General features: G+C 60.6%; 21 protein-coding genes. 10 read left to right on the plus strand and 11 right to left on the minus strand.

Going from position 1 to position 25,302, the window contains the following annotated elements:
• Window positions 1–1,110: a GlxA family transcriptional regulator gene (locus AB4N82_RS24185; protein WP_122765139.1), complete on the plus strand. Its 1,110-nt coding sequence runs from the start codon at window positions 1–3 to the stop codon at window positions 1,108–1,110.
• Window positions 1,111–1,293: 183 nt separating this feature from the next.
• On the opposite strand, the gene AB4N82_RS24190 is transcribed toward AB4N82_RS24185, so the two are convergent.
• Window positions 1,294–2,649: a methyl-accepting chemotaxis protein gene (locus tag AB4N82_RS24190; RefSeq protein WP_095184780.1), complete on the minus strand. Its 1,356-nt coding sequence runs from the start codon at window positions 2,647–2,649 to the stop codon at window positions 1,294–1,296.
• Between the two features lie 180 nt (window positions 2,650–2,829).
• Here AB4N82_RS24190 and AB4N82_RS24195 point away from each other — a divergent pair, with 180 nt between their 5' ends.
• A complete protein-coding gene (locus tag AB4N82_RS24195; protein ID WP_032887358.1) occupies window positions 2,830–3,210 on the plus strand; it encodes a RidA family protein in 381 nt (126 codons plus the stop codon).
• A 70-nt stretch (window positions 3,211–3,280) separates the two neighbouring features.
• Window positions 3,281–5,260 (plus strand): peptidase U32 family protein, encoded by a 1,980-nt coding sequence (locus AB4N82_RS24200; RefSeq protein WP_122765138.1) that lies wholly within the window; start codon window positions 3,281–3,283, stop codon window positions 5,258–5,260.
• Here AB4N82_RS24200 and AB4N82_RS24205 read toward each other — a convergent pair.
• A complete protein-coding gene (locus AB4N82_RS24205) occupies window positions 5,238–6,143 on the minus strand; it encodes a DMT family transporter (RefSeq protein WP_095184782.1) in 906 nt (301 codons plus the stop codon). The genes AB4N82_RS24200 and AB4N82_RS24205 overlap by 23 nt on opposite strands.
• A gap of 109 nt (window positions 6,144–6,252) precedes the next feature.
• Here AB4N82_RS24205 and AB4N82_RS24210 point away from each other — a divergent pair, with 109 nt between their 5' ends.
• Window positions 6,253–6,687, plus strand: coding sequence for an Lrp/AsnC family transcriptional regulator (locus tag AB4N82_RS24210; protein ID WP_095184783.1), 435 nt, complete (start codon window positions 6,253–6,255; stop codon window positions 6,685–6,687).
• On the opposite strand, the gene AB4N82_RS24215 is transcribed toward AB4N82_RS24210, so the two are convergent.
• The 6 genes from AB4N82_RS24215 to AB4N82_RS24240 all read right to left on the minus strand — a co-directional run bounded on the left by AB4N82_RS24215 (window position 6,684) and on the right by AB4N82_RS24240 (window position 17,387).
• On the minus strand, window positions 6,684–11,279 hold the full coding sequence (locus AB4N82_RS24215; protein ID WP_122765136.1) for a hypothetical protein: 4,596 nt from the start codon (window positions 11,277–11,279) through the stop codon (window positions 6,684–6,686). The two genes, AB4N82_RS24210 and AB4N82_RS24215, sit on opposite strands and share 4 nt — an antisense overlap.
• Window positions 11,280–11,426: 147 nt before the next feature.
• Window positions 11,427–12,887: a xylulokinase gene (gene xylB / locus AB4N82_RS24220; RefSeq protein ID WP_122765135.1), complete on the minus strand. Its 1,461-nt coding sequence runs from the start codon at window positions 12,885–12,887 to the stop codon at window positions 11,427–11,429.
• Window positions 12,888–12,903: 16 nt separating this feature from the next.
• A complete protein-coding gene (locus tag AB4N82_RS24225; protein WP_122765134.1) occupies window positions 12,904–13,896 on the minus strand; it encodes a LacI family DNA-binding transcriptional regulator in 993 nt (330 codons plus the stop codon).
• Window positions 13,897–13,917: 21 nt separating this feature from the next.
• A complete protein-coding gene (locus tag AB4N82_RS24230; RefSeq protein WP_032887376.1) occupies window positions 13,918–14,850 on the minus strand; it encodes an ABC transporter substrate-binding protein in 933 nt (310 codons plus the stop codon).
• 34 nt (window positions 14,851–14,884) lie between these two features.
• A complete protein-coding gene (locus tag AB4N82_RS24235) occupies window positions 14,885–15,862 on the minus strand; it encodes an ABC transporter permease subunit (protein ID WP_032887379.1) in 978 nt (325 codons plus the stop codon).
• Window positions 15,855–17,387 carry a sugar ABC transporter ATP-binding protein gene (locus AB4N82_RS24240; RefSeq protein ID WP_095184789.1) on the minus strand — a complete coding sequence of 511 codons (1,533 nt, stop codon included), beginning with the start codon at window positions 17,385–17,387 and terminating at the stop codon, window positions 15,855–15,857. The genes AB4N82_RS24235 and AB4N82_RS24240 overlap by 8 nt, the downstream gene beginning before the upstream one ends.
• Before the next feature lie 248 nt (window positions 17,388–17,635).
• Here AB4N82_RS24240 and AB4N82_RS24245 point away from each other — a divergent pair, with 248 nt between their 5' ends.
• From AB4N82_RS24245 to AB4N82_RS24260, 4 genes are all read left to right on the plus strand, one after another.
• The gene (locus AB4N82_RS24245) at window positions 17,636–18,244 is read left to right on the plus strand and encodes a hypothetical protein (RefSeq protein WP_233896796.1); all 609 of its coding nucleotides are present in this window, start codon (window positions 17,636–17,638) and stop codon (window positions 18,242–18,244) included.
• 249 nt (window positions 18,245–18,493) lie between these two features.
• Window positions 18,494–19,852: a sensor histidine kinase gene (locus AB4N82_RS24250; RefSeq protein WP_122681017.1), complete on the plus strand. Its 1,359-nt coding sequence runs from the start codon at window positions 18,494–18,496 to the stop codon at window positions 19,850–19,852.
• Window positions 19,837–20,220: a response regulator gene (locus AB4N82_RS24255; RefSeq protein WP_032887385.1), complete on the plus strand. Its 384-nt coding sequence runs from the start codon at window positions 19,837–19,839 to the stop codon at window positions 20,218–20,220. Before AB4N82_RS24250 ends, AB4N82_RS24255 begins: the two co-directional genes overlap by 16 nt.
• Before the next feature lie 9 nt (window positions 20,221–20,229).
• Window positions 20,230–21,477: an EAL domain-containing response regulator gene (locus tag AB4N82_RS24260; protein WP_032887387.1), complete on the plus strand. Its 1,248-nt coding sequence runs from the start codon at window positions 20,230–20,232 to the stop codon at window positions 21,475–21,477.
• Between the two features lie 5 nt (window positions 21,478–21,482).
• On the opposite strand, the gene AB4N82_RS24265 is transcribed toward AB4N82_RS24260, so the two are convergent.
• From AB4N82_RS24265 to AB4N82_RS24275, 3 genes are all read right to left on the minus strand, one after another.
• Window positions 21,483–21,617: a hypothetical protein gene (locus tag AB4N82_RS24265; RefSeq protein ID WP_256583459.1), complete on the minus strand. Its 135-nt coding sequence runs from the start codon at window positions 21,615–21,617 to the stop codon at window positions 21,483–21,485.
• 11 nt (window positions 21,618–21,628) lie between these two features.
• Complete coding sequence (locus AB4N82_RS24270; protein ID WP_032887388.1) at window positions 21,629–21,841, minus strand: hypothetical protein; 213 nt, start codon at window positions 21,839–21,841, stop codon at window positions 21,629–21,631.
• A gap of 68 nt (window positions 21,842–21,909) precedes the next feature.
• On the minus strand, window positions 21,910–22,455 hold the full coding sequence (locus AB4N82_RS24275) for a hypothetical protein (RefSeq protein ID WP_032887390.1): 546 nt from the start codon (window positions 22,453–22,455) through the stop codon (window positions 21,910–21,912).
• Window positions 22,456–22,887: 432 nt separating this feature from the next.
• Here AB4N82_RS24275 and AB4N82_RS24280 point away from each other — a divergent pair, with 432 nt between their 5' ends.
• Both AB4N82_RS24280 and AB4N82_RS24285 read left to right on the plus strand, forming a co-directional pair.
• A complete protein-coding gene (locus tag AB4N82_RS24280) occupies window positions 22,888–24,297 on the plus strand; it encodes a circularly permuted type 2 ATP-grasp protein (protein WP_032887392.1) in 1,410 nt (469 codons plus the stop codon).
• Between the two features lie 3 nt (window positions 24,298–24,300).
• Window positions 24,301–25,251, plus strand: a complete 951-nt coding sequence (locus AB4N82_RS24285) for an alpha-E domain-containing protein (protein WP_032887395.1) — start codon at window positions 24,301–24,303, stop codon at window positions 25,249–25,251.
• Window positions 25,252–25,302 lie beyond the last annotated feature (51 nt).

The following is a 25,302-nucleotide window of genomic DNA, read 5'->3' on the forward strand; positions in this document are numbered from 1 at the left end:
ATGTCGAGGCTCGCCGTGCCGCTCCATGCCAAACACCCCTCCTTTACTGCCACGTCGGACATCGCTGTGCGCACGGTGGTGGTGCTAGCGTTCGATGACTTGCTGCTGCTCAACGCCGCTGGACCGCTGGAGGTGTTTGCCGCGATTCCACGCCTGCTGGGCGGCGCGTTTGCCACACAGGCGCCGTATCGGTTGCTGCTTGCCTCACCGTTTGGAGGCCAGGTCAGCTCGGTGTCGGGGATCAGCGCCAGCACCCAGTCACTGGAACAAATTGATCAACAAGCGCCCGACATTGATACGCTGATCGTCGCGGGCGGCCCCGGCATGGACGCCCTGGAAGCCAACGAGCATGCCTGCGCCTGGCTGCGCGGCCGCGCCCCGGCGATCCGTCGCCTCTGTTCAATCGGCACCGGCGCCTTCGCATTGGCCGCCGCCGGTTTGCTCGATGGGCGCAACGTAGTGACCCACTGGAAGTTCGCCGAAGCATTGCAGGCGCGTTACCCCAAGGTCATCTGCCAGACCGACGCGTTGTACCTGCATGACCGCAACCTGTGGACGTGCGGCGGCGCCACCGCAGGCATCGACTTGGCGTTGGGACTGGTCGAGCAGGATCTGGGGGCCGACGCGGCGCTGTCATTGGCGCGCTATTTCACCGTGTTCCTGTGGCGCTCGGCCGAGCAACCGCAGTTGAGCGCTTCGCTCAAAGCCCAGTCCACCGCTCTGCGAACTGATCCCGATGTACGCCTGGCGCGCTTGCATGCGTGGATTGCGGGCAACTTGAACGGTGATCTACGCGTGGAGCGCTTGGCCGAGCAATTCGGCATGAGCCCGCGTCACTTTGCGCGAGCCTATGTCGCCGCCACGGGCGATACGCCCGCACAGGCGGTGGAGAGTTTGCGCTTGGAAGCCGCCTGCCGGGTGCTGGCCACCACGAGTGAACCCATCAAGCGGATAGCGCAAACGGTTGGTTTCGGCCGTGAAGAGCGCATGCGGCGTGCCTTCCAAAAACAACTGGGCACTAGCCCGCTGGGTTATCGCAACCAAATGAAGGCAGCAACCCACCAGGCACCGTTTCCGATGGGGATCGCGCTGCAGGGTTTGGCGCATTGAGTTCAGCTAAGCCCAGCGCTCAAGGACGCCCCCACAAAAAAATCCGCCGTAACATGTGAGCGCTGGCTTGCCCGCGACAGCGGCCGTTCGGTGTACCTATCCACTATCTAGGTAACGGCGGCTCACTTTTGGAAAAGAGCCCCAAAAGCAAGCCTGAGACCAACATCAACAGCGAGCCAGCGATTAGCCAACCCAGCCTATGGCAGTCTTGGGAATCACCTCCGACTCATCCAGCTTCGACGCAAACATACTCACCGCCTGCACCGCATCGCTGGTGCTGGTGCGAATCTGCAAGATCACCGAACCCGCCTGGTCCGCCAACTGGACGCCGCGTTGTGCGCCTTCCTGCGTGGCGTTCATGCTGGTCACTGCGTCGCGGGTTTCCGAGAGGATCATGCCGATCATCTCGGCGATTTCCGCTGTGGAGCGACTGGTACGCCCGGCCAGTTGCCTGACCTCATCGGCCACCACCGCAAAGCCACGGCCTTGGTCGCCGGCCCTTGCGGCCTCGATGGCGGCGTTGAGCGCCAGCAGGTTGGTCTGGTCGGCGATGCCACGAATGGTGTTGACGATGGCGGTAATTTGCTCGGAACGATCGCCCAACTGCCCGACCAGGCGCGCGGATGAGCCGATGTTTTCGGCAATCCGGCGCATCTCCGTGGCGGTTTCCTGGATAACCTGGGTGCCGTGCTCGGCAAACCGTTCGGTCTCGGACGAGATGTGGTAAGCACGGGAGGCGCCACGGGAGTCTTCTTCGAACTTCTCTACACGTTCGGTGATGTCGCTGGCGAACTTGACGATCTTGATCAGCTTGCCGTCGCCGTCGTAGACCGGGTTGTAACTCGCTTCGAGCCACACGACCCGGCCATGTTTACCAAGGCGTTTGAATTGCCCGGTGAAGAATTCGCCATTGTTCAAGCGCCGCCAAAAGTCCGCGTACTCATGGCTGTTGATCAGGGCCGGTTCGCAAAACAGGCGGTGGTGTTTGCCTTTGAGCTCGGCCAGCGAATACCCCATGACGTTCTGGAAGTTGTCGTTGGCGTCCAGTACCTGCCCGTTCAAATCGAATTCGATAACGGCCATCGCCCGGTCCAACGCCGTCAGTTTGCTGCGCGTAGCGGCTTCCTGTTCAACCTTGGCAGTGACGTCCAACGCGTACTTGACCACTTTCAACACCTGGCCACGCTCATCCAGCACCGGGTTGTAGCTGGCCTCAAGCCAGATAGTCCTGCCTTGGGAGTCCACCCGCTTAAACGTACCTGACACGAACTTTCCGGCCTTGAGGTCAGCCCAGAACTGGCCATAGGCCGAGCTGCTGGTCAGCGCTGGCAAGCAGAAATCACGATGGGATTTACCGAGCAGTTGCTCACGGCTGTAACCCAGCGTCCTCAGGAAGTTGTCGTTAGCGCTCAACACCTTGCCATTGAGGTCAAATTCGACCACGGCCATGGAGCGTTCGAGTGCAGTAAACAGTCCTTTGTATTCGGTGACTTCGGCCGTCCTGGCCGCCAGTTCTGTTTTAACTGCTTTATTGAACATGACGTACCCTCAACCGTGCGAAGAAGCTGTCTGTAACTGGCTATCGGCGGCTGAATACGCGACTTTACGCGGTTTTAATGTTTATTTTCTGGCGTCAAAAAAGCCGCGCATTGCGGTTTGCCCGCGCGGCTGTTTTCGGGGACCATGGGCGCCTTTGCAACCTGCCAACGAGAGGCGCCCATGGCCAACCACGACCTGTCCTACACCCCCGATCCTGATGCCGACTCCATCTCATCTGACGTAATTGGCTTCAACGGTATCCTGGTCTCCACCCAGATCCCGACCCGCGCCGACGGCAGCCTGGAGCTGGGCGATATCTCCCTGCAATGCGAATGCACCCTGCAAGCGCTGAAAGTCGCGCTGGAAAAGGCCGGCAGCTCCATGGATCGGGTAATGCACCTGACCATTTATCTGACGGATATGGCCGATCGTGCGGCCTTTAATGAAGTCTACAAACGCTTCTTTGCCAAGCCCTGGCCCGTGCGTGCGGCGGTTGGCGTTGCTGCATTGGCGGTAGAAGGCATGCGCGTGGAAGTGACCGCGATGGCCGCCCAGGCCTGAGTTGATGCCGGTCAGGCATTTCACAGCTACAATGCGCGCCTCAACCGTGACAAGCCTGACTAAAAAAACTATGTCCATGCCCAAGCATCACCTGGAATTGCTCAGCCCTGCCCGCGATGTCGCCATCGCGCGGGAGGCGATCCTGCATGGCGCCGACGCCATCTACATCGGCGGCCCAAGTTTCGGCGCCCGCCATAACGCGTGTAATGACGTGAGCGATATCGCTCAGTTGGTAGAATTCGCCCACCGTTACCATGCGCGCGTCTTCACCACGATCAACACGATCTTGCATGACAACGAACTGGAACCCGCGCGCAAGCTGATCCATCAGCTCTACGACGCCGGTGTTGACGCGTTGATCGTGCAAGACCTGGGTGTGATGGAGCTGGATATTCCGCCCATCGAGCTGCACGCCAGCACCCAAACCGATATCCGCACCCTGGCCCGCGCGAAGTTTCTCGACCAGGCCGGTTTCTCGCAGTTGGTCTTGGCCCGTGAGCTGAACCTGCAAGAAATCCGCGCCATCGCCGACGAGACCGATGCCGCCATCGAGTTCTTTATCCACGGCGCCCTGTGCGTGGCGTTCTCCGGGCAGTGCAACATCTCCCACGCGCAAAATGGCCGCAGCGCCAACCGTGGCGATTGCTCCCAGGCTTGCCGCCTGCCATACACCTTGAAAGACGATCAGGGCCGCGTTGTGGCCTTTGAAAAGCACCTGCTGTCGATGAAAGACAACAACCAGAGCGCCAACATCCGCGCCCTCGTCGAAGCCGGTGTGCGTTCGTTCAAGATCGAAGGCCGCTACAAGGACATGGGCTATGTGAAGAATATCACCGCCTATTACCGCCAGCGCCTCGACGACGTGCTTGAAGACCGCACAGACCTGGCCCGCGCTTCCAGCGGCCGCACCGTGCACTTTTTCCTGCCTGACCCGGAAAAAACCTTCCACCGTGGCAGCACCGACTATTTCGTCAGCGACCGCAAGATCGACATCGGCGCCTTCGACACGCCGACCTTCACCGGCCTGCCGGTCGGTACGGTGGAAAAAGCCGGCAAGCGCGATCTGCAAGTGGTCACCCATGAGCCGTTGTCCAACGGTGACGGGCTGAACGTGCTGGTCAAACGCGAAGTGGTGGGTTTTCGCGCCAACATCGCCGAACCCAATGGCGAGTTCGAGGAAGACGGCCAGAAGCGCTATCGCTACCGCGTCGAGCCGAACGAAATGCCGGCCGGTCTGCACCAGTTGCGCCCGCACCATCCGCTGAACCGCAACCTGGACCATAACTGGCAACAAGCGCTGCTCAAGACCTCGGCGGAGCGCCGTATCGGCCTGTCGTGGGTCGCGCGCCTGCGTGAAGACCAGCTGGAAATTACCGCCACCAGTGAAGAAGGCATCAGCGCCAGCGTCACCCTGCCCGGCCCGTTCGGCGCGGCCAACAAGCCGGAGCAGGCGCTGGATACCCTGCGCGACCTGCTTGGCCAACTCGGAACTACCGAGTATCACGCGACGAATATCGAGCTGGACGCGCCACAGGCGTTCTTCGTCCCCAACTCGCAGCTCAAGGCATTGCGCCGCGAAGTGATCGAAACGCTGACTGCGGCCCGTGTCGCGGCTCACCCCCGTGGTGGACGCAAGGCCGAGACCACGCCGCCGCCGGTTTACCCGGAAGCGCACCTGTCGTTCCTGGCTAACGTCTACAACCAGAAGGCCCGCGACTTCTATCATCGTCACGGCGTCCAGATGATCGACGCTGCCTTTGAAGCCCATGAAGAAACCGGCGAAGTACCGGTGATGATCACCAAGCACTGCCTGCGCTTCTCGTTCAACCTCTGCCCTAAACAGGCCAAGGGGGTGACGGGCGTGAAAACCAAGGTCGCGCCGATGCAATTGATCCATGGCGACGAAGTGCTGACGCTGAAGTTCGACTGCAAGCCGTGCGAGATGCATGTGGTGGGCAAGATCAAGGGGCATATCCTTGGCTTGCCGCAGCCGGGCAGCGTGGTGGAGCATTTCAACCCGGATAAGATCATCTTTCAGGGCACGCACTAACCCTGCGGGAGCGGGGCCACCACCAGCCCCGCTGCAACCCGGCAGCCGCCAGCAGAATAGCCGCCACCCCCAGCCATTGCAGCCAGCCCAGGCGGTGGCCAAAGGCAATCCAATCGACGACGATCGCCGCTATCGGGTAGATAAACGACAGCGCGCCGGTGATGGCCGTCGGCAGTTTCTGGATCGCCCCGTACAGCAACACATACATCAACCCGGTATGCACAACGCCCAGGGCCACCAATGCCGACCAGGCATTACTCGCCTGCGGCAGGCTGTTCCAAGGCACCAGCGGTGCCAGTAGCAGCGCACCGGTAATCACTTGGATCAACGCCATCAAATGCGGCGGCACGTCCTTCAAGCGCTTGATGATCAATGCCGCTACGGCATACAAAAACGCTGCGCCCAACGCCAGGACGATTCCCGTCAAATAGTCCCCGCCACCGCTCTGCTGCTCGCCATGGGCAGTGACAATCGCCAGCATCCCCATAAACGCCACACTCAGCCAGGCCAGTTTCTGTAAGGTGATTTTTTCACCGAGAAACAGCGCCGCCAGCATGACCAACAGGAACGGCTGAACGTTGTACACCGCCGTACTGATAGCGATGGATGCGCGGGAATAGGATTCAAATAACAGTAACCAATTACCGACGATGGCAACGCCGCTGAGCATCGCCAGCCCGAGCCGGGCCCAACTGAGCAGGTCCAGGCGCAGGTAACCCAGCACCGCGCAGACCAGCAGTAACGTGAGCCCACCGATCACACAGCGCCAGAACACCACCTCAATTACCGACACGCCCGACACCAGCACAAACCAGCCAATGGTGCCCGAGATGAGCATGGCGGCGACCATTTCCCAAGAACCGCGACGGATCGATGTATCCATGATTGGAGCTCCTCAAGTGAGGCTCAATTATGGCAATCTGCGCGTGATCGGCTCCAGTGACTAAAAAAGGCAAACACCGGAAATCACCTTTTCTTATTAGGCGAACACCATGATTGACACCATCGACCAGCAACTGATCGCCGCCTTGATGGACGACTCGCGTTTGTCGCTCAAGGCCCTGGCGGGTATTACCGGGCTGTCCTCGCCCAGCGTTGGCGAACGCTTGCGTCGCCTGGAAGAACGCGGCGTGCTGACCCACTACACCGTGGACATTGACCCCAAGCATTTTGGCTATTTGCTGCAAGCCATCGTGCGCATCCGTCCTCTGCCCGGCCAGTTGCAGGAAGTGGAACGCCAGATCCAGGCGATCCCCGAGTTCACCGAGTGCGACAAGGTGACGGGCGAAGACTGCTTTATCGCCCGCCTGCATGTACGCACCATGGACCATCTCGACACCCTGCTTGACCGCCTCAACGCCTATGCCGAAACCAACACGGCCATCGTCAAGAAAACCCCGGTAAAGCGGCGTTTACCGCCCCTCTAGGGTGTGCAGGGCGCCAGCCGTCGCCAAGGTTTGGCGCTGCCTGTGATGACCCAGTTCAAATCCGGCCGTTGGTTTTGCGTCCAGTGCGCCACCTCATAGTTGTAGCGGTCATACGAGACTTTCTCGTTGTTGACCGAATAGGCTTTGCTCGCCACCCACGGCGGCGCGCAATCCCCGGCTTGCTCCGGTGGGCTGATAATCACCGAATGACTGGCGCTGGCCGTGCGGTTGGCGGCGTCGGTGACAGTCAGCCCGATGCTTCGCGCGCCCGCAGTGGTGGGCGCGGTGAACGTTGGGCTGACTGTCACCGACGCGGCCGGTGTAAAGCCCTCTGCCTGCCATGCGTAGCGTAACGAGAGCCCACTTGAGCCGGTCGCCGACAACGCCAGGGGTTTGCCCGCCTCGACCGTGGTGGGCCCACTGATCTGGGCGACGGGCCTGGCGGACGGTACGACGCTCACCGTCTTGCGCAGGTTCAGGCTGGCGTTCTTGCTGTCTGTGACGGTCAATGACACCGTGGCCGGGGTCACCACGCTGACCTGGGCCGCACGCAGTGTCAGCGACGGGCCATCGACCAGCGTACCGTCCAGTGGCGGCGAAATGGACCACGCGTACTTCAGTTCGCCGCCCGGCGGGTTCGAGGCTGCGTCGGTAGTGAACAGGATGGATGCACCGGCTTCTACGTCGTCTGTGCTGATGATTTTACCCACCGGCGGTAGTGGATCAGGCTCTGGATCAGGCTCAGAGCCGCTGGCCTTGACCAACACCGCGACGGCTTTTTTGACACTGTTGCGGGCCGCGTCAGAAACCGTCACCGCCACGGTGACCACTTGATCGGTGGTCACTCGCGGCGCGGTCCAGGTCTGATCGGCGCTGTTGGGCGTGGCGCCGATCAATGAGCCTTTGACCCACGCGTAGTTCAAGGGATTGCCAACGGGCGAGGTAAACGCGGCCTGGTAACGAATGCTTTGGCCACTTACGACTTCCAGAGGGCCGTTCAGTTGACCTTGGGGTGGATTGGCGCCGGACGGCTCTCCAACAACCACGCGAGGCTCGTTGTAAATCACCGTTCGAGGGCCGCCGTCGCTGACCGTGGCCTGAACCACCAACCCACCGTTATTACTCGACTTGACCGCCTTGACTCGGGCTGTGGGCTGCTTGGGGTCGGCATCCAACAATTCGAAGCTGGCGGTGTTCACCCACCAGCGATAGCTCAGATCCCGGTCTTCAGGGTTATCAATGATCACCCGGGGCTCGAAGATGTCCCCCACGTTGACATGGTTAGGCAAGATCATGCGTCCGATCAAAGGAGGATATTCATACGCCTTGATCTGGATGGTTTTGTTCGGCAGCGATGCGAAGCCCACACCATCTCGGACCAACACCCTGACGTAACCATTCTTGTTAGCCATCAACTTAGGCGCCTTGAGGGTGATCTCCCGCTGATCGCTAGGGCCTATTACCGTCAAGGCGCCTTCGGGCGGCGATGTTACGGTCCATACGTAGGTCAGTTCACGATTGTGCGGGTTGCCGATTTCGACGTGCTGGGTGAAGGCCTGATCGCTCGGAACTTGCGTTTCGCCGACGATGGTTCCCCCGACCAACTGGGTATCTTTTTTGACGATTACGTTTTTGTGCAAATTCAGCGTTGCGCCGTTGCTGTCGCGTACGTCCAGGGCCAACTCAAGCGTCGTGTCAGCCGCGACCGGCGGTGCCGTGAGGGTCACGCTCGCGGTATTGCCCACCTGGCCCGTAAACCCAGGTGGGATCCGCCAGTCATACATCAAGGGCAAGTTGCCGGGGGAGTTGACCAAGGCCGTAAAGGTCGCGGTGGTTTTTTCCACCACCTCCGCCGGAGCGTTCAGCTCGCCTTCGGGCCCGCCTTGTCCCTGGCTGCGTACCACGACCACATGCTCTTCACGGGCCTGGACCTGCCCGTCATCGACCCGAAGGGCCAAGGTGTACGGCGTCGGCGTGGTCACCGTCGGCGCGTTGAATTGCAGCCGCGCACCGTCGGTGTGTGCGCCGAGTTCGGGCGGTGCTTCCCACGTGTAAATCAGCGGGTTGGCGCCTGGGTTGATGGAACTCGAACCCGCGCCGTCCAGTTGCACGCTGTCACCACTGCTGGCCTCGGTGGGTCCGCTGATCACAATCATCGGCGGCATGGGCGGTGCGGTACCGGGCTGCCCTTCGCTGTCCATCACGTGCCCGACCACTTTCAAGGTGTCCGCGCCCGCATGGGCCAGCAGCAAACTGGCGTCCTGGGCAACGTTGCCGAAGCGGGTGTAAGTGACGGAGTTAGTGGGGATTTTTGTTTTGGTGATCAGACTCCCCCCCACGTTGGCCAGGAAATTACCGTAATCCACCGCCGGGTTTACGGTGAAGTCGCTTGCAAGGGACAGCCCCACGGCCCCTTGGTAGTCAATGAACCCTTCCTTGAGACGGACCCAGGGCGTGCTGTCGTCGGCACAGGCCTGCAACGTCACTGGCTGATCATTGCCGTTGTTGCGCACACACAGCTCCGGGGTATCCATGGCGTGCAGGCGTCCACTGCCATCGAGCAACCAGCGCGCCGCATTGGGCTCATGGCAAGCCTCCTGCGCCACCAACCTGAGGGGGTTGGCCGCGTCCTTGACCACGCAGTTTTTGGACTCGAACTCGATCGGGCGCAGGCGCCCCGCTGCCGCTGGCGCGGGCCAGTCCATGTGTAGTTGCGCCAGCAAATTGTGCAGCTGTTGCTGCAAGCCGACAGTCACCGGCGCGTCGCGGTTGACCCTTGCCCAGTGGTCCACCGCCGCCAGACGCTGCTGCAAAGTCCTTGCGTCGTCACAGGTCTTGATCAGCCGCCAGTTCATCGGGGCCACCAATCCGCTCCATACGGCCGGTGCACGTCGCGCAGAGCTACCGCTCGCAGGCACGATGAGACGGTACAGATTGCCTTGGTAGCTCACCGGCTGGCCGGGCACGGAATACACCTGCGCGGGGTCCCATGGCGCCACGTTTTCGCAAGCGTCCCCGAGGGTGCGCGGATACACCCGCACGCTGGCCACGGTGGCGTCCACGGCCCCCGTGGCATTCCTGACGGTGAGGCGAAAGCGATAGTCGGTAGGCACCTGGACTTCAGGGAAATGTGCGACGGCCATGTCCGACTGGCTGTTGTCGATCACAGCCGCCGGGGCACCTTCAAGCTGCGACCATTCGAATTGCAGCGCGTCCATGCCAGGATTGCGTGACGCCTTGGCATTGAGCGTGGCGCGCTCACCGGAAAACGGCAGGTCTTTTTGCCCCAACTCCACGAAGCCACTGGCGATGGGCGCCCCTGTTGGATCGGGAGGTGGGAAAAAGCCGGCGATTACCGAATGCCAGTTGTTGATGGAACGTACATTGTCATTCACGCCCTCCACCCCGGTGGGTAATCCCTGGTACGTCAATTGCGGATTGGAATAGACACCAATACGTACCGAGGACGGTGTGGCACCGCCGCAATACCCCATGAGGGTGTGCCAGTAAGGCAAGACGCTACGCTGGCAATAACCACGGGAATACGGATAGGGCGTCCCGGCATCTTCATGGTGTGCGCCCAATAAATGACCGACTTCATGGGCGTAGGTCTGGGCGCTGTGCATGGTCGCGTAGGCATGGCTTTGTCTCAGCGATGTGGGCCCTGCGGTGGACGCGAGGCCGCCATCGGTATCCAGCATTGCGATGACCACATGGGCCTTTAGTTGGGTGCGAATATCACTGCTTAACGTCCCGACCGGGCTCAGCAACCGATTCATGCAGGGCAAATCGCCCAGGCATTGCTTGGATGGCTGGTTGTAGTCGATGTGCGCCACACCTGCATTTTCAAACACCCCGGTCACCCCGCTGAGCTGGGCCACCGTCTTGAAATACTCGAAGTGCTTGATGCCTTGTGCGACGGGATCAACCAACGCATCGCGAACATCGTTGCTATAGACCGTCAGGACACGTATCGGCTGCTGCACCGTGTCGCCGTTGCGCGCAACTGCCTGCACATCGCGTGCGTTCAGGGTGTCGACAAGTGGGGGGTCAGGAAGGTCGGCGTCTTGCCTGCGCGAGACGGCAACCTGGCCATTCTCCATGGGTAAAATTTCATAACTGACCCCGTCCACGATAACGGTGCCGGTGACACGCTCATCATGGGCCACCAGGATCGCCAGGTTCTTGGGGTCTATGGCCAGGTCATGGGACAGGTCAGTACTGGGAGAGATGTAACGACGCCCGGATGCGGAAGGTTGCACCTCACCCACCCACACCGTGGCACCGGACTGCTGGGAAACTCGAAGTTTCTTGACCCTGACCGTCACGCTCCGGTCCAACGGAATGTCCAGCCACTGCTGTGTATCAAGCAACAATTTTGCGTTACCACGGCCCAGGCTGGCGGGCTGGCCCAGCACGGTTTTCGGGGCACCACTGTCAAGGATGATCAGGGAGGGAGCATCGTCAGCCCGGGCGGTGCCGGTCGCAACAGTCACCCACACAAAGGCAATTAATACCAAGGCAGGTAATGCAAGGCGAAGCGCCCCTTTCTGCCACGTTGCAAGGGTGGAAGGATTTTTTTCGGAGCGCATCGTGCTTCTCCCTGAGTAGTCAATTACCCAGTTGCAGCAGCTGATTCCACTCGCTCCGAGACTGCGCCGGCGAAATGCCCGTGGCACAGTAAACTCGCAACTGACGCCAGATTTAACTGTAGTTCAATATGCGCGACAGGCAGCCCTTCAATCACGCAACGCCTTGGCGGCGGGCAATAACTGCTTGAATTTGGCATAGCGCATTTCCAGTAACCCATGCTGAGCCAAATCAGGCTGATAACGCGCCTTCACCGGCATACCCGCCTGCAGCAACTCCGCGCCCTGCCCCATCGCCAGAAACCCCAGCTTCGCCGCCCCAATACACGCACTCAGTTCGCTGCCGTGCAGGGTATGGACTTCCCGCTGGAGGATGTTGGCCAGCAGTTGGGCCCAGTACTCGCTGCGCGCACCACCGCCCACCAGCGCACAGGCGCCAACACTGGCACCGGCGGATTGCACGGCGCGCAACGCATCCAGCAGGCCAAAGCCCACGCCCTCCATCACTGCATAACCGAGCATGGCGGGGTTGCAGTCGTGACCGAGGTTCATAAACCCACCCCGCAACAATGGATCGTTATGGGGCGTACGCTCACCGGCCAGGTAAGGCAGAAACAGCGGCGTATCCAACGGCACCGGCTGTCCGATCGGGAATTGCGCCTGCACCTGATTCAACAGCGTTTGCTCATCCGCCGTCCCGGTGAGCCGAGTGACCCAGCGCAGGCAACTGGCGCCGGCGAGCATGGCGCCCATGGTGTACCAGCGGTTGGGCAGCGCATGGCAGAAACTGTGCACAGCGCTGGCCGGGTTACCGGCAGCGTGATCGGTGATCGCGACCAGGGCCGCGCTGGTACCAAGGGTGATAAACGCATCACCGGCATTGATCGCCCCCATACCCACCGCGGCCACCGGGTTATCGCCGCCACCACCGGCGATCACCACGTTTGTCGGCAAGCCCAGGCCACTGAGCGTCACGCACGCACTCGCGGCGCCACCTTCCACCAACCGGGGCATCTGCGCAGGCGTGAGGCCCGTTGCATGCAGCATCGGGGCGAACCACTCACGTTGCGCCACGTCCAGCCACAGCGTACCCGCCGCATCGGACATCTCGCTGATCCGCTCGCCACTGAGCCGCAAACGCAGGTAGTCCTTGGGCGACAGCACACAGTCAATCGCCTTGAATACCTCAGGTTCGTGCTGTTGCAGCCACAGCAACTTGGGTGCAGTCAGCCCGGCCATGGGCAAACTGCCCGTGACTTCGGCAAAGGTCGGCCCCAACTGTTCGGCTTCGGCCACGGCGCGGGAGTCGTCCCACAGGATCGCCGGGTACAGCACGCGGTCGTCATCGCCAAGTAAAACCGCACCGTGCATCTGCCCGGACAGCCCGATACAGGCCACTCGGGCATACGCTTCATGCTGGCGCAATTGGTCCAAGGCCTGCAGGCACGCCTGCCACCAATCTTCCGGAGCCTGCTCGGACCAACCGCTGTGGCGCCGTGACACGCTCAAGCGCACGCCGGCATGGGCCAGTACAGCACCGCCGGTATCCATGAGGATGGCTTTGAGTTCCGAAGTGCCGAGGTCGATTCCGAGGGAAACAGGACTGTTCATACGTGCGTTATTCCAATCAATCACAGCCGCAGGAGTTACGTAATTGCAGGGTGGGTGCCAGTCGTACGCTCTGGGGTGGCGCGCCGGGCGCAGCCATGCGCTGCAGCAGCAACTCGACCGCGCGTGCGCCGAGGGCCTTGACCGGTTGCGCGATCAGGCTCAGACGCGGCACAAACAAATCCGCCCAATCGAAATCATCGAACCCCACCAGGGCCATTTGCCCCGGCACCTCGATCTGCGCCTCCCGCAGTGCCTGCATGGCACCGAGGGTCATCAGGTTATTGCCGGCCATGATCGCCGTGGGCGGCGCAGCCAAGCCCAGCAACTGAACGGTGGCCTGGCGTGCCGGCTCAGTGTTGGAGCCGCCGTCGACCAGCAATTGCGGATCAAACACCAACCCCGCCGCTTGCAAAGCGGCTCTGTACCCCGCCACTCGCTCATCCGTGGTGCTGAAGCCGGCACGTCCGGCGATGAAACCGATACGGCGATGCCCATGGGCAATCAGGTGTTCAATCAGGGCCTGGGTCGGTTGGGCATTCTCCACCCCGACTTGATCGAAGTGCTCACTCATCATGCGATCCACCAACACCGCTGGAATCTCGTTGGCCTGCAAATACGCCAGGGCCATCGAGCCGTTGGACGGCGCCAGGACAATCCCATCGACCCGTCGATGATGCAGCGCCGTGACCACCCGCAATTCCTGCTCCGGGTCATCATGGGTATCGACAAACAGCATCATGTAGCCGTGTTTGGCGCACTCGGTTTCAATCGCGTGCACGGTTTCGCTGAAGTAATGGTTGGACAACGCCGAGATCGCCACGCCAAGGGTGTTGGTACTGGAGCGGGCCAGCGAGCGCGCCAGGGTATTAGGGATATACCCCAACGCCTGGATCGCCCGCTGCACCGCCTGCACCGTGGCCGGGCTGACTTTGCGGGTGCCGTTCAACACGTGGGACACGGTCGACGTCGACACCCCCGCCCTGCTTGCCACGTCATCCATGGTGACCACGGCGCCGTTCCTCTCAATAGATCAATGTTTACTGGACCAACCGCTGTACGTACCGACGTTGTCGCGGGTGATCAGTTTGGGGGTCAGCAGGGTAACCGCTTCGGCCGGGGCTTTGTCATTGAGAATGTCATTGCCCACGTTCACGGCAGTCTGGGCCATGGCCCATGGGTCCTGGCTGGCGGACGCCTGGATCTGGGTGTCGGTCTTCAGGGCGTTCTCGATATCCGGCGCGCCGTCCACTGAGGTAATGATGATGCCGCTGCGCTTGAGCTGTTTGGCCGCCAGGTCGCTGCCGATGGCTTGCGGGTCATTGATTGCGAACAGGCCGTCAATTTTGGCGAAGCGCGTCAGGTAACCCTGCATCACGTTCAAGCCGCCCTCGCGGGAGCCTTTGCCGTCCTGGTCGTCGGACAGCACCTTGATCTCTGGCGCTCCGGCCAGTGCAGCCTTGCAGCCTTTGACGCGATCGGTCACAGCGGTCACTTGCGGGCCGTTCTGGATAATCACATTGCCTTTGCCCGAGAGCTTGTCCACCAGGTACTGGCAAGCGAGCTTGCCGGCTTCGACGTTGTCGGTCTGCACGGTGGCATTCACGCCTTTGGCGTCCACATCCACCGCGACCACGACGATACCGGCGTCGCGGGCTTTCTTGATCGCCGAGGCCATGGCGGACGGGTCGACAGCGTTGATCAGGATGAGGTCGACCTTGGACGAAATGAAGTTATCGATCTGCGAAAACTGCTTGCTCAGGTCATAGTCGGCCGACACCGAGGTGACCTTGACGTTGGGATTCAACTCCTTGGCGCGGGCGGTTGCGCCGTCGGCCAGGGTCACGAAATACGGGTTACCCAACGAGCCCATGCTGATGCCGAGGGCTTTGAGCTCCCGGGCCTCCACGGCTTGCGACATCAGGGCGGCCAAGGCAATGACAGGAAACAGGTGTTTAAGCTTCATGGGAGTCTCTCTTGTGATTGTTGTATGAGTGAAATCAGGTCCGCGCACCGGACTGGCGATAACGATCCAGCGCCACGGCGCCAATGATCACGATGCCCTTGATGATGTACTGCCAGATATCCGACACGCCCAGCAGCACCAGGCCATTGGTGAGCACCGCGATAATCAGCGCACCGATCAGCGTGCCGCCAATGGTGCCCACGCCGCCGGTAAAACTGGTGCCGCCGAGGATCACCGCCGCAATCGCATCCAGCTCATAGGATTGCCCGAGTTGCAGGCCATTGGCGGCAAACAGGCGCGAGGCGCTCATCACCGCGCCAAGCCCGGCCAACGCACCGGACATGGCGTAGACAAACAGCAGCACTTTCCACACCTTGATCCCGGACAGCCGCGCGGCTTCTGGGTTGCCGCCCACCGAGTAGATCTGCACGCCCATCACGGTGCGGCGCAGGATGAACCACGACAACGCCACCACTGCCACGGCGATCACCACCAGCCACGGCACACCAAGAATCGAATCGTTACCGATAAACGCAAAGGGCAGGTCGGGGTTGAACACGGTTTTGTCATCCGCCAGCAACCGTGCGAGGCCGCGCATCGCGGTGAGTGCACCGAGTGTGACGATAAACGGCGGCAGGCGCATAAAGGCGATCAGCCCGCCGTTGACCAGGCCCAGCAACAGGCCAAAGCCAATCCCGGCGGCAATCCCGAACATACCGAACTGCGGCGACATTGACGCCTGCAATGCCACCACGGCGGACGCCGCCAGAATCGCCCCCACCGACAGGTCGATGCCCGCCGTGAGAATCACGAAGGTCATGCCCGCCGCGAGCACCACGTTGACCGAGGCCTGCTGGGTGATGATCGACAGGTTTTGCACCGTCAGGAAGTTCTCGCTGGCCAGGGCGAAGCCCACCAGCAGCAATATCAGCACCGGCAACATGCCGACCGTGCGCATCAGTTCGCGCACGCGCTCTGCCTTGCCTGTTGTTGCAATCATCGAATCAGCCATGGGCAACCACCTGATCGCCACCGGTGGCGAGGTCAATAATACGTTCCTGGGAAATAGCGTGGCCGGAAGCCCCGCCGACTTCGGCCACCAACTGGCCTTCGCGCATGATCAGCACCCGGTCGCAGGTGCCGATGATTTCCGGCAGTTCGCTGGAAATCACCACAATGCCCACGCCGGCCTGGGCCAGTTGATTGATGATGCGGTAAATCTCGGACTTGGAGCCGATGTCTACGCCCCGCGTCGGTTCGTCGAGGATGAGCACATGGGGCTTGACCTCCAACAGCCGTGCCAGCAACACCTTTTGCTGGTTGCCGCCGGACAACGCGCCGACATTGACCTTGCCCGACGCGACGCGAATCGACAGGGACTTGATAGCGTCATTCGAGCGCTGCGCCGCATGACCGCGATCCAGCAAGCCGCCGGCATGGGCATCCGGCACACAGGCGCAGACGTTGATGTTGTCGGCCACGCTCATATCCAGGAACAGGCCCTGGGCCTTGCGGTCTTCGGTGAGGTACACCACGCCGGCGCGAATCGCGTCCGCCGGGGTGCGCAGTTGGGTGACGGTCTTGCCCACCACTTCCAGGGTGCCGCTGGTGCGAGGGTCGGCAGCGAAGATCAGCCGCGCCAGCTCGGTGCGCCCTGCCCCCACCAGTCCGGCGATGCCCAGCACTTCACCGGCGTGTAAATCGAAACTGCAGTTGCGCACGCGTTTGCCATCGGCCATGTCGCGCACGCGCATCACCACGTTGCCGGGGTTGTAGGCGGCGTGTTCTTTCTTATAGAAACCGGACAGGTCACGGCCCACCATCATCTTCACCAGCACCTCGGCCGACAGCGCATCGCGGGTGAGTTCGCCGATGTACTGGCCATCGCGCAACACCGAGACGCGGTCCGACAATTCATAGATTTCGGCCATACGGTGGCTGATATAGATGATCGCCAACCCTTGGCTGCGCAGTTGCTTGATCAGCGCGAACAGCCGGTCGGTCTCGCGGGACGAGAGTGGCGTAGTGGGTTCGTCCATCACCAGGATTTTGGCGTGGGCGTGCAAGGCGCGGGCGATTTCCACCAGTTGGCGCTCGGCAATCGACAGGCTGCTGACCTGAGTTGCCGGCGTGAACTCCGCTCCCAGGCGTTGCAGCACTTCGACGCAGCCGGCCTGCATGCCTTTGCGGTCGATGGTCCAGCCTCGGCGCAGCTCACGACCCAGGTAGATGTTCTCGGCCACACTCAGGTTCGGGCACAGGCTCAGCTCTTGATAGATCACGGCGATGCCGAGGGCTTTGGCGGTGGCGGGGTTGTAAGTGGCGATGGCTTGGCCGCTGATGCGAATTTCGCCGCCGGGGTCGGCTTGGTAGGCGCCGGAGAGGATTTTCATCAGCGTCGATTTGCCGGCGCCGTTCTCCCCCATCAAGGCGTGGATTTCGCCGGGGTAGACCTTCAGGCCGACACTTTTGAGCACGCGCAAACCGCTGAAGGTTTTACTGATGCCCTGCATCTCAAGCAAGGGTTCAAGGCTCATGGCTGAGCTCCTGGTTTTATTATTTTTGTGGTTAAGCGAGGCCGACTCTAATCCAGATACATTTTCGTACGCAAGCGCTTGCTTAGGCATTTTTGTCATTGAAGAAACGTTTCACCAAGCTGTTTGGTGAAATTTTGCGGGTAGCAGGATGGATTTGGTTACAACCCTATGCCCGTAGGGTAAGGGGCAAAGACAGATGACCTGACTAGAATGCGCGCCCCTCATTCACGCGGAAAAAATCGAAGACCATGCCCCTTTCCAGCGCCGTCGTTTATATCTGGTTTCCCGTATTTGCTAAGCAAGAGACAAACGTCGGCCACGCCGCCCTGTACATCGGCGACCCACATATCGGAAAAAATATAGAGCGCAATTACTACGCGTATGCAAATAGAGAGGCACGGCATGTCGACAGGGGGGCGATCGAGCATGTCAATACCAACTACGTGAGTTGGTGGCCGGAAAGTGACGCGCAGTGGTTAGGCAAGCAGCCGCAAGGACGCAACCTGTTCCTGGAGTCGGACATAAGCGCCGAAGGCAGCCCTCCCCATCTGGTCTATACAGTCTCCGGGCTGGACGTGGCGAACATGCGGGCGGAATGGTTCAAAATCAGGAACAAAACCAACGCCCATTACGATTTGTTCCGCAAAAACTGCTCCACCATCGTTTTGCGAATACTCACGGCGGGCGGAGCCCTGAAAAACTTACCCACTGCCAAGCACCTGTGGTTTTCCAACAACCTTTACGTCACGCCGAAAAACATCGCGCAGATTTGCAACGAACTGCGCAATCTCAACATGGCCGTTAAGGCCAGAAGCAGCAATTGCCCACAAAGAGAATTCATGTTCGGTCTGCGCTGAGGTAAACCAGCGCTGGCGCAGGTCGTTTATCCATGAGTGAAACGATTCATTAACGACAAGCTTCAAAGGCACTCATATGAGTGCCTTCCAATCCGAAGAGATAGACCAAGACATCAAATCGCCATAATGTCTGCTATTGTCCAAGGACCTCATCTCCTCCTCGTCGCTTCATCGCGATCTTCTGTGAGCATGCTCTGCGCCCTCGCCCACTGACGATGGCGGGCCTTACGTTCACGGAACCCCACCACGATGGATAAAAGCTCAACCGACCACCCCAGCGAACCGCAGTCACGCGCTGAAAAAATCGTCGAATTCAAACGCCAGAAAACCCTGCTCAAGACCGGCGCCCTGCAAGACGCCATCTTCAATAGCGCTTATTTCTCCAGCATCGCTACCGATGAAAAAGGTGTGATCCAGATCTTCAATGTCGGCGCCGAACGCATGCTCGGTTATGCCGCTGTCGATGTGGTCAACCGCATCACCCCCGCTGACATTTCCGACCCTGCCGAGCTGATCACCCGCGCGGCGGCCCTCAGCGAGGAACTGGATACGCCGATCACCCCAGGGTTCGAAGCGCTGGTGTTCAAGGCCTCGCGCGGCATCGAGGACATCTACGAGCTGACCTATATCCGCAAGGACGGCAGTCGGCTATCGGCGATGGTCTCGGTGACGGCGTTGCGCAATCGCAATGACACGATCATCGGCTACCTGCTGATCGGTACCGATAACACTGCGCGCAAACAGGAAGAAGCCGAGCGCAAAGGCTTTGAGCGCGCCCTGGAAGAAAAGAACCTGGAGCTGGAACACGCCAACCACATGAAGTCCGAGTTCCTCGCGACCATGTCCCACGAATTGCGTACGCCGCTGAACGCGGTGATCGGCTTTTCCGAGGCGCTGAAGGACGGGCTGGTGGGCGACATGACTGAGATCCAGCGCGAGTACATCGGCGATATTTTCACCAGCGGGCAGCACTTGCTCTCGCTGATCAACGACATCCTTGACCTGTCCAAGGTCGAGGCCGGGATGATGGACCTGGAACTGGAGCCGGTGGAGCTGGCCGGGTTGTTGGCAAACAGCCTATTGATCGTGCGCGAAAAAGCCGCCCTGCAGCGTATCCAACTCAAACTCGACAGCCAGGACGACCTGGGCACGCTGATCCTGGACCTGCGCAAGACCAAGCAAATCGTCTACAACCTGCTGGCCAATGCGGTGAAGTTCAGCGCCCACGGCAGCGACGTGACCCTGGCGGTGCGCGAGGTCAGCCGCGATGAGGTGGGGCTGGTCGCCGGCGATTGGCCGGTGCATGGCTTTGCCCTGCAACCCAGCGCGCACCGCCGCTTTCTTGAGTTGAGCGTCAGCGACAGCGGTATCGGGATTGCCCCGGATGACATGGGCAAGCTGTTCAAGGCGTTCAGCCAGATCGACAGCAGCCTGGCACGCAAATTCGAAGGCACCGGCCTGGGCCTGGCGATGGTCAAGCAGCTCACCGATCTGCAGGGCGGCAGCGTTGCCGTGGCCAGCCGCGAAGGCCTGGGCGCACGCTTTGTGGTGTGGCTGCCGCTGCATCGCGCCGCCGCTACTGTGGAGGCCACATGGCCAACATCCTGATTGTCGAAGACAACGAAGCCAACATGCGTCTTGCGCGCTTACTGCTGGTCAACGCCGGCCACATTGTGCTGTGGGCCGCCGACGCCGAGAGCGGCCTGACCATGGCCCGCGAACACCAGCCGGCTCTGATTCTGATGGACATTCAATTGCCAGGCATGGATGGCCTGGCAGCCACTCGCCTGCTCAAGCAAGACCCTCACACGGCTCACATCCCGGTGATCGCCCTCACCGCCATGGCGATGAAGGAAGACCGGGAAAAAGCCCGACTCGCCGGATGCGACGCCTACGTGAGCAAACCCCTGCGCTACAAGGAGCTGTACCAGGAGATCGACACCCTGCTGAACCCAACCCTCACACCTCCTGAATGAGTCCTCTCCATGGCCAGCTCACCCGCAACGCTGTTGATCGTTGACGACGAACCCCAGGTTCGCAAGCTATTGGAAACCCTGCTGCAACACGAGGGCTACCTGACCCTGAGCGCCTGCAGCGGTGAAGAAGCGTTGCAGTTGGTGGCGCAGCAACCGCCGGATCTGATCCTGTTGGACATCATGATGCCGGGCATGGACGGCTATGAAGTCGCCACCCAGCTCAAGGGCAACCCGGCCACGGCGAACATCCCGATCATCATGCTTTCGGCCTTGAGCGACATCAGCGCTCGGGTCAGCGGTCTGGAAACAGGCGCCGAAGAGTTCCTCAGTAAGCCAGTGGAGCACTTGGAACTCTGGCTGCGGGTGCGCAACCTGCTGCGGCTCAAGGCCCATGGTGACCAGTTCAAACAACGCAGCGAGCAGTTGGAGCAACGGTTGCACCAGCACACCGTGCATACCACCCAGGGCAATGTGCATGATCTGGTCCGCGTAGACATGGAGAAGGCCCTGCGTGAGGCCATTGAGCGGGGCGAATTCGCCCTGCACTACCAGCCCAAGGTCGAGTTGGCCAACGGCAATATCTGCGCACTGGAAGCCTTGCTTCGCTGGGACCGGCCCGATTATGGCGCGGTGTCCCCGGCGGTCTTCGTGCCGATCCTGGAAAGCCTGGGCCTGATCGTACCGGTGGGTCGTTGGGTGATCGAGCAGGTGTGCCAGCAGATTGCCGAGTGGCAACGCAGTGACATCGGCGCGGTAGAAGTGTCGGTCAACGTGTCCGGCCATCAGTTAATCGAGGGCGACCTGATTGCCGATATCGCCCATAGCCTGGAGAGCACCGGGGTTGAAGCGCACTGGCTGGAAGTGGAACTGACCGAAGGCTCGCTGATGGAAAACACCCAGCACACCATCGCCAGCCTGCAACGCTTGCGCGCCATGGGCGTGAAGATCTCAATTGATGACTTCGGCACCGGCTATTCAAGCCTGGCGTACCTGCGCAGGTTTCCCATCGATACGCTGAAAATCGACATCGCGTTCATCCGCGAGGTCACTACCAACCCGCAGGATGCGGCGATCACCCGCACCATCATTGAACTGGCGCACAGTCTGAAATTGCGCGTAGTGGCCGAGGGCGTGGAAACCCAGGCGCAACTGGCGTTTTTGAAGGAGGCCGGCTGTGATCAGATTCAAGGGTATCTGTTCAGCCGGCCGTTGCCGGTGGTAACGCTGGAGCGGCTATTGCTGGAGCGTCTTAAGTAACGGGCTCAGTCCTGATCTTCGGTGTTGCCCAGATCGGCTGCTTCATCCAGATCATTAAGCGGGACTTCGGCATCATCCATCAATGACCCGGGATCTTCATTGCCTGGGTCGTTAAGTTCTTCGTCGAGTTCTTTAGACATGACCTTCTCCTCTAACCGCCTTGGGTGTCGATATCTGCATCCGTTTCAGGCTTGGGCTCGCGCTCGGGCTTGAAATCAGGGCTGTAGTCGTTGTCCTTCGCCTTGGGATCGCTCTTGGCCTTGGGATCCTTGGGGGCGTCAGCGCTGGTGCCGGGGGCCGGTTCGCCGCGGTCAATCGCCGGATCGTTACGGTTACTGACTTGTGGATCGTTGGATGTGCTCATGGGTCACCTCTCACTGGGATCTGTAAGGTTAAGGCGCCGCGCTGCGCGTTGAAGTTCCGTCCAATTGCCTAGCGGATCGGATTGTCGACCTGGATATAAAACGCATAGATGCCCAGCAGCAACCAGAACACCATGAACAGCCACGGAGCGCGCATGGAGAACAGCAGCGACTTGCGGTAGCCCTTATGGGAAGACTCCATCTCGGAAAACAGCGGTGATTCGTCATAGGCCATGCCCATTATCGGTTCGCTGCGCAGCAACTCACTTTGCTTGAAGTGCCAGTGATCGATGATGTCATACGCAGCGCGGATGCCCGGCCAGGCGTTCAAGGAACTGAGAATCCCGAGCGCAGCGAGGAAAACTGGCACCACGAGGGTAAACAACTTGCCCCACTCGGGGTTGAGGTTGCCCATGCCGGAGACAAAGGCAATCACCAGAAACGACTGCGCGGTGAGATAGGCGTCGGTACGGTTGGCCAGGATTGAGGTTTCGTACTGAATTTCTCGACGGTAAAAGTCCAGGCGGTCCTTGGGCGAGCCGAAAATCTTGGCGGTGTGCTCGCTGTGATCGTCCAGGCTCGATTCGGGTGTGTCGGGTGAAATGATTCTGGGCACGGGCGTGCTCCACAAGGATTCGAGTTTCGTTAGAAGAACCGGGCGCGAATGAAGTTCAAGTTTGTTCATGCACCACACCAGGGCGCGCATTGCCTCTTTATGGTGAATGGGCTCCGTCAGGAAGGGCTCGCTGCTGGGAGGGGATGACTCGGCCAGCAGGCTTTATGGCGTTTGGGCGCGCTGTGGCGAGCAGGTTTGCCCGCTCGCCACAGCAAACCCAGTCACCTCAAGGGCATTCCGGCACACGCATTGCTTAACCCATTCATCTGCCCGGATACAGGAGCAATCGTTACCGCCCGACCCAGAGCCGACCCCATAAGAAAGTAAGGACCAGGCCTGCTGGCACTCTGCGCCACAGGCTCATAAAAACATGCGTTTTTTGAAGCGGCAGTGCCACCCCCACGCAACCCTGGGCACTGACAAGGTACTGGAATGGCTCTATCTTTCTTTGACGAAATGAATGACGCAAATGGCGTATGCCGTGCGCACTATCAGGATTTCTCCCGCTGGCTGGCCAACACGCCGCCGGAACTGCTGGCCCAGCGTCGCCGCGAAGCCGACCTGCTGTTTCACCGCGCCGGGATCACCTTTACCCTCTATGGTGACGAGCAGGACACCGAGCGCCTGATTCCCTTCGACATCATCCCCCGCAGCATCCCCGCCAGTGAGTGGAGCGTGATCGAACGCGGCTGTATCCAGCGGGTCAATGCGCTGAACATGTTCCTCGCCGATATCTACCACGACCAACGCATCATCAAGGCCGGGATCATTCCCGCCGACCAGGTGCTGGGCAACGAGGGTTATCAGAAGGCCATGGTTGGGCTGGACCTGCACCGCGATATTTACTCGCATATTTCCGGCGTCGACCTGGTGCGCGACGGCGACGGCACTTACTACGTGCTCGAAGACAACCTGCGTACCCCCAGCGGCGTGAGCTACATGCTCGAAGACCGCAAGATGATGATGCGCCTGTTCCCCGAGGTGTTCGCCAAGCAGCGAATCGCACCGGTGGACCACTACCCCAACCTGTTGCTCAAAACCCTCAAAAGCTCAAGCCGCCTGGACAACCCCAATGTGGTGGTGCTGACCCCCGGCCGCTTCAACAGCGCATTTTTCGAACATGCCTTCCTCGCCCGGGAAATGGGCGTGGAACTGGTGGAAGGCGCCGACCTGTTCGTGCACGACCTCAAGGTGTTCATGCGCACCACCGACGGCCCGAAAGCCGTGGACGTGATCTACCGGCGCATTGACGACGCCTTCCTCGATCCACAGGCCTTCAATCCGGACTCGATGCTCGGCGTGCCCGGCCTGGTGGCCGCCTATTGCGCCGGCAACGTGGTGCTGGCCAACGCCATCGGCACCGGCGTGGCGGACGATAAGTCGATCTACCCTTACGTGCCGGAAATGATCCGTTTCTACCTGGACGAGGAACCGATCCTGCAGAACGTACCGACCTTCCAGTGCCGCAAACCCGATGAGTTGTCCCACGTGCTGGCCCACCTGCCGGAACTGGTGGTCAAGGAAACCCAAGGCTCCGGCGGCTACGGCATGCTGGTCGGCCCCGCTTCTACTGCCGCCGAGATCGAGGACTTCCGTCAACGCATCAAAGCGCGGCCTCACGCCTACATCGCCCAACCGACCCTAAGCCTGTCCACCTGCCCGACCTTTGTCGAAAACGGCATTGCGCCCCGGCATATCGATCTGCGGCCGTTCGTGCTCTCGGGCAAGGAAACCCGCCTGGTGCCCGGTGGCCTCACGCGGGTGGCACTGCGTGAAGGCTCGTTGATCGTCAACTCGTCGCAAGGCGGCGGAACCAAGGACACCTGGGTGGTGGAGGGCTGAATCATGTTGAGTAGAACCGCCGCAGATCTGTACTGGATGTCCCGCTACCTGGAGCGCGCCGAGAACCTGGCGCGCATGCTGGAAGTCAGTTATTCGCTGTCGTTGATGCCCCAGGCCGGACGCAGCGATGGCCTCGACGAACTGGCCATGTCGTTGCTCAGCAGCGGCACGCTGGAGAGTTATCTGGAACGCCATAAGCAACTGGACGCCGAGCGCATGCTGCACTTCTTCGCCCTCGACGAAGAAAACCCCGCCAGTATCTACAACTGCCTGCGCGCCGCACGGGGCAACGCCCACGCCGTGCGCGGACGCATCACCGCCGACATGTGGGAAAACCTCAACGCCACCTGGCTGGAAATGCGCAGCATCGCCGCCGGCGGCCTGGCGCGGCACGGCATCAGCCACTTCTGTGACTGGGTCAAGCAGCGTTCCCACCTGTTCCGCGGCGCGACCTCCGGCACCATCATGCGTAACGACGCCTATCGGTTCATCCGACTCGGCACCTTCATCGAACGTGCGGACAACACCCTGCGCCTGCTGGATGCGCGCTACGAAATGTTCGGCGAAGAGTCCGAAGAAGTCAGCGACCTCTCGGCACGCGGCTATTACCAGTGGAGCGCCCTGCTCCGCGCATTGTCGTCATTCGAGGCGTACACCGAGCTGTACCCGAATGCGCTGAATGCTCGGTCGGTGTCTGAGTTACTGCTGTTGCGTAGCGATGTGCCGCGTTCACTGCATGCGTGTATCGAGGAGTTGAGTCATATCCTCGCGGACTTGCCCGGTAGTTATGGGCGTACGGCGCAACGCCTGGCCGCCGAGTTTGAAGCGCGGCTGAGGTATACGGGGATTGATGAGATTCTGGAGGATGGGCTGCATAGTCGGTTGACGGAGTTTATTGAGACGGTGAGGGAGTTGGCGGGGGCGGTTCATAGTTCTTATTTGGAAGTTGTTTGAGGAGGCTTTAGCCACTTGTCTGTTTACTCAGATAATTGCCCTACTTGCGTG

It is taken from the genome of Pseudomonas sp. H1_D04 (genome assembly GCF_054683855.1).

Bases quoted from the DNA above. Each gene is read 5' to 3' on its own strand.
- AB4N82_RS24185 (WP_122765139.1), top strand. From the start codon at position 1: ATGTCGAGGCTCGCCGTGCCGCTCCATGCCAAACACCCCTCCTTTACT.
- AB4N82_RS24190 (WP_095184780.1), bottom strand. From the start codon at position 2,649: ATGTTCAATAAAGCAGTTAAAACAGAACTGGCGGCCAGGACGGCCGAA.
- AB4N82_RS24195 (WP_032887358.1), top strand. From the start codon at position 2,830: ATGGCCAACCACGACCTGTCCTACACCCCCGATCCTGATGCCGACTCC.
- AB4N82_RS24200 (WP_122765138.1), top strand. From the start codon at position 3,281: ATGTCCATGCCCAAGCATCACCTGGAATTGCTCAGCCCTGCCCGCGAT.
- AB4N82_RS24205 (WP_095184782.1), bottom strand. From the start codon at position 6,143: ATGGATACATCGATCCGTCGCGGTTCTTGGGAAATGGTCGCCGCCATG.
- AB4N82_RS24210 (WP_095184783.1), top strand. From the start codon at position 6,253: ATGATTGACACCATCGACCAGCAACTGATCGCCGCCTTGATGGACGAC.
- AB4N82_RS24215 (WP_122765136.1), bottom strand. From the start codon at position 11,279: ATGCGCTCCGAAAAAAATCCTTCCACCCTTGCAACGTGGCAGAAAGGG.
- xylB (WP_122765135.1), bottom strand. From the start codon at position 12,887: ATGAACAGTCCTGTTTCCCTCGGAATCGACCTCGGCACTTCGGAACTC.
- AB4N82_RS24230 (WP_032887376.1), bottom strand. From the start codon at position 14,850: ATGAAGCTTAAACACCTGTTTCCTGTCATTGCCTTGGCCGCCCTGATG.
- AB4N82_RS24235 (WP_032887379.1), bottom strand. From the start codon at position 15,862: ATGGCTGATTCGATGATTGCAACAACAGGCAAGGCAGAGCGCGTGCGC.
- AB4N82_RS24240 (WP_095184789.1), bottom strand. From the start codon at position 17,387: ATGAGCCTTGAACCCTTGCTTGAGATGCAGGGCATCAGTAAAACCTTC.
- AB4N82_RS24245 (WP_233896796.1), top strand. From the start codon at position 17,636: ATGCCCCTTTCCAGCGCCGTCGTTTATATCTGGTTTCCCGTATTTGCT.
- AB4N82_RS24250 (WP_122681017.1), top strand. From the start codon at position 18,494: ATGGATAAAAGCTCAACCGACCACCCCAGCGAACCGCAGTCACGCGCT.
- AB4N82_RS24255 (WP_032887385.1), top strand. From the start codon at position 19,837: ATGGCCAACATCCTGATTGTCGAAGACAACGAAGCCAACATGCGTCTT.
- AB4N82_RS24260 (WP_032887387.1), top strand. From the start codon at position 20,230: ATGGCCAGCTCACCCGCAACGCTGTTGATCGTTGACGACGAACCCCAG.
- AB4N82_RS24265 (WP_256583459.1), bottom strand. From the start codon at position 21,617: ATGTCTAAAGAACTCGACGAAGAACTTAACGACCCAGGCAATGAAGAT.
- AB4N82_RS24270 (WP_032887388.1), bottom strand. From the start codon at position 21,841: ATGAGCACATCCAACGATCCACAAGTCAGTAACCGTAACGATCCGGCG.
- AB4N82_RS24280 (WP_032887392.1), top strand. From the start codon at position 22,888: ATGGCTCTATCTTTCTTTGACGAAATGAATGACGCAAATGGCGTATGC.
- AB4N82_RS24285 (WP_032887395.1), top strand. From the start codon at position 24,301: ATGTTGAGTAGAACCGCCGCAGATCTGTACTGGATGTCCCGCTACCTG.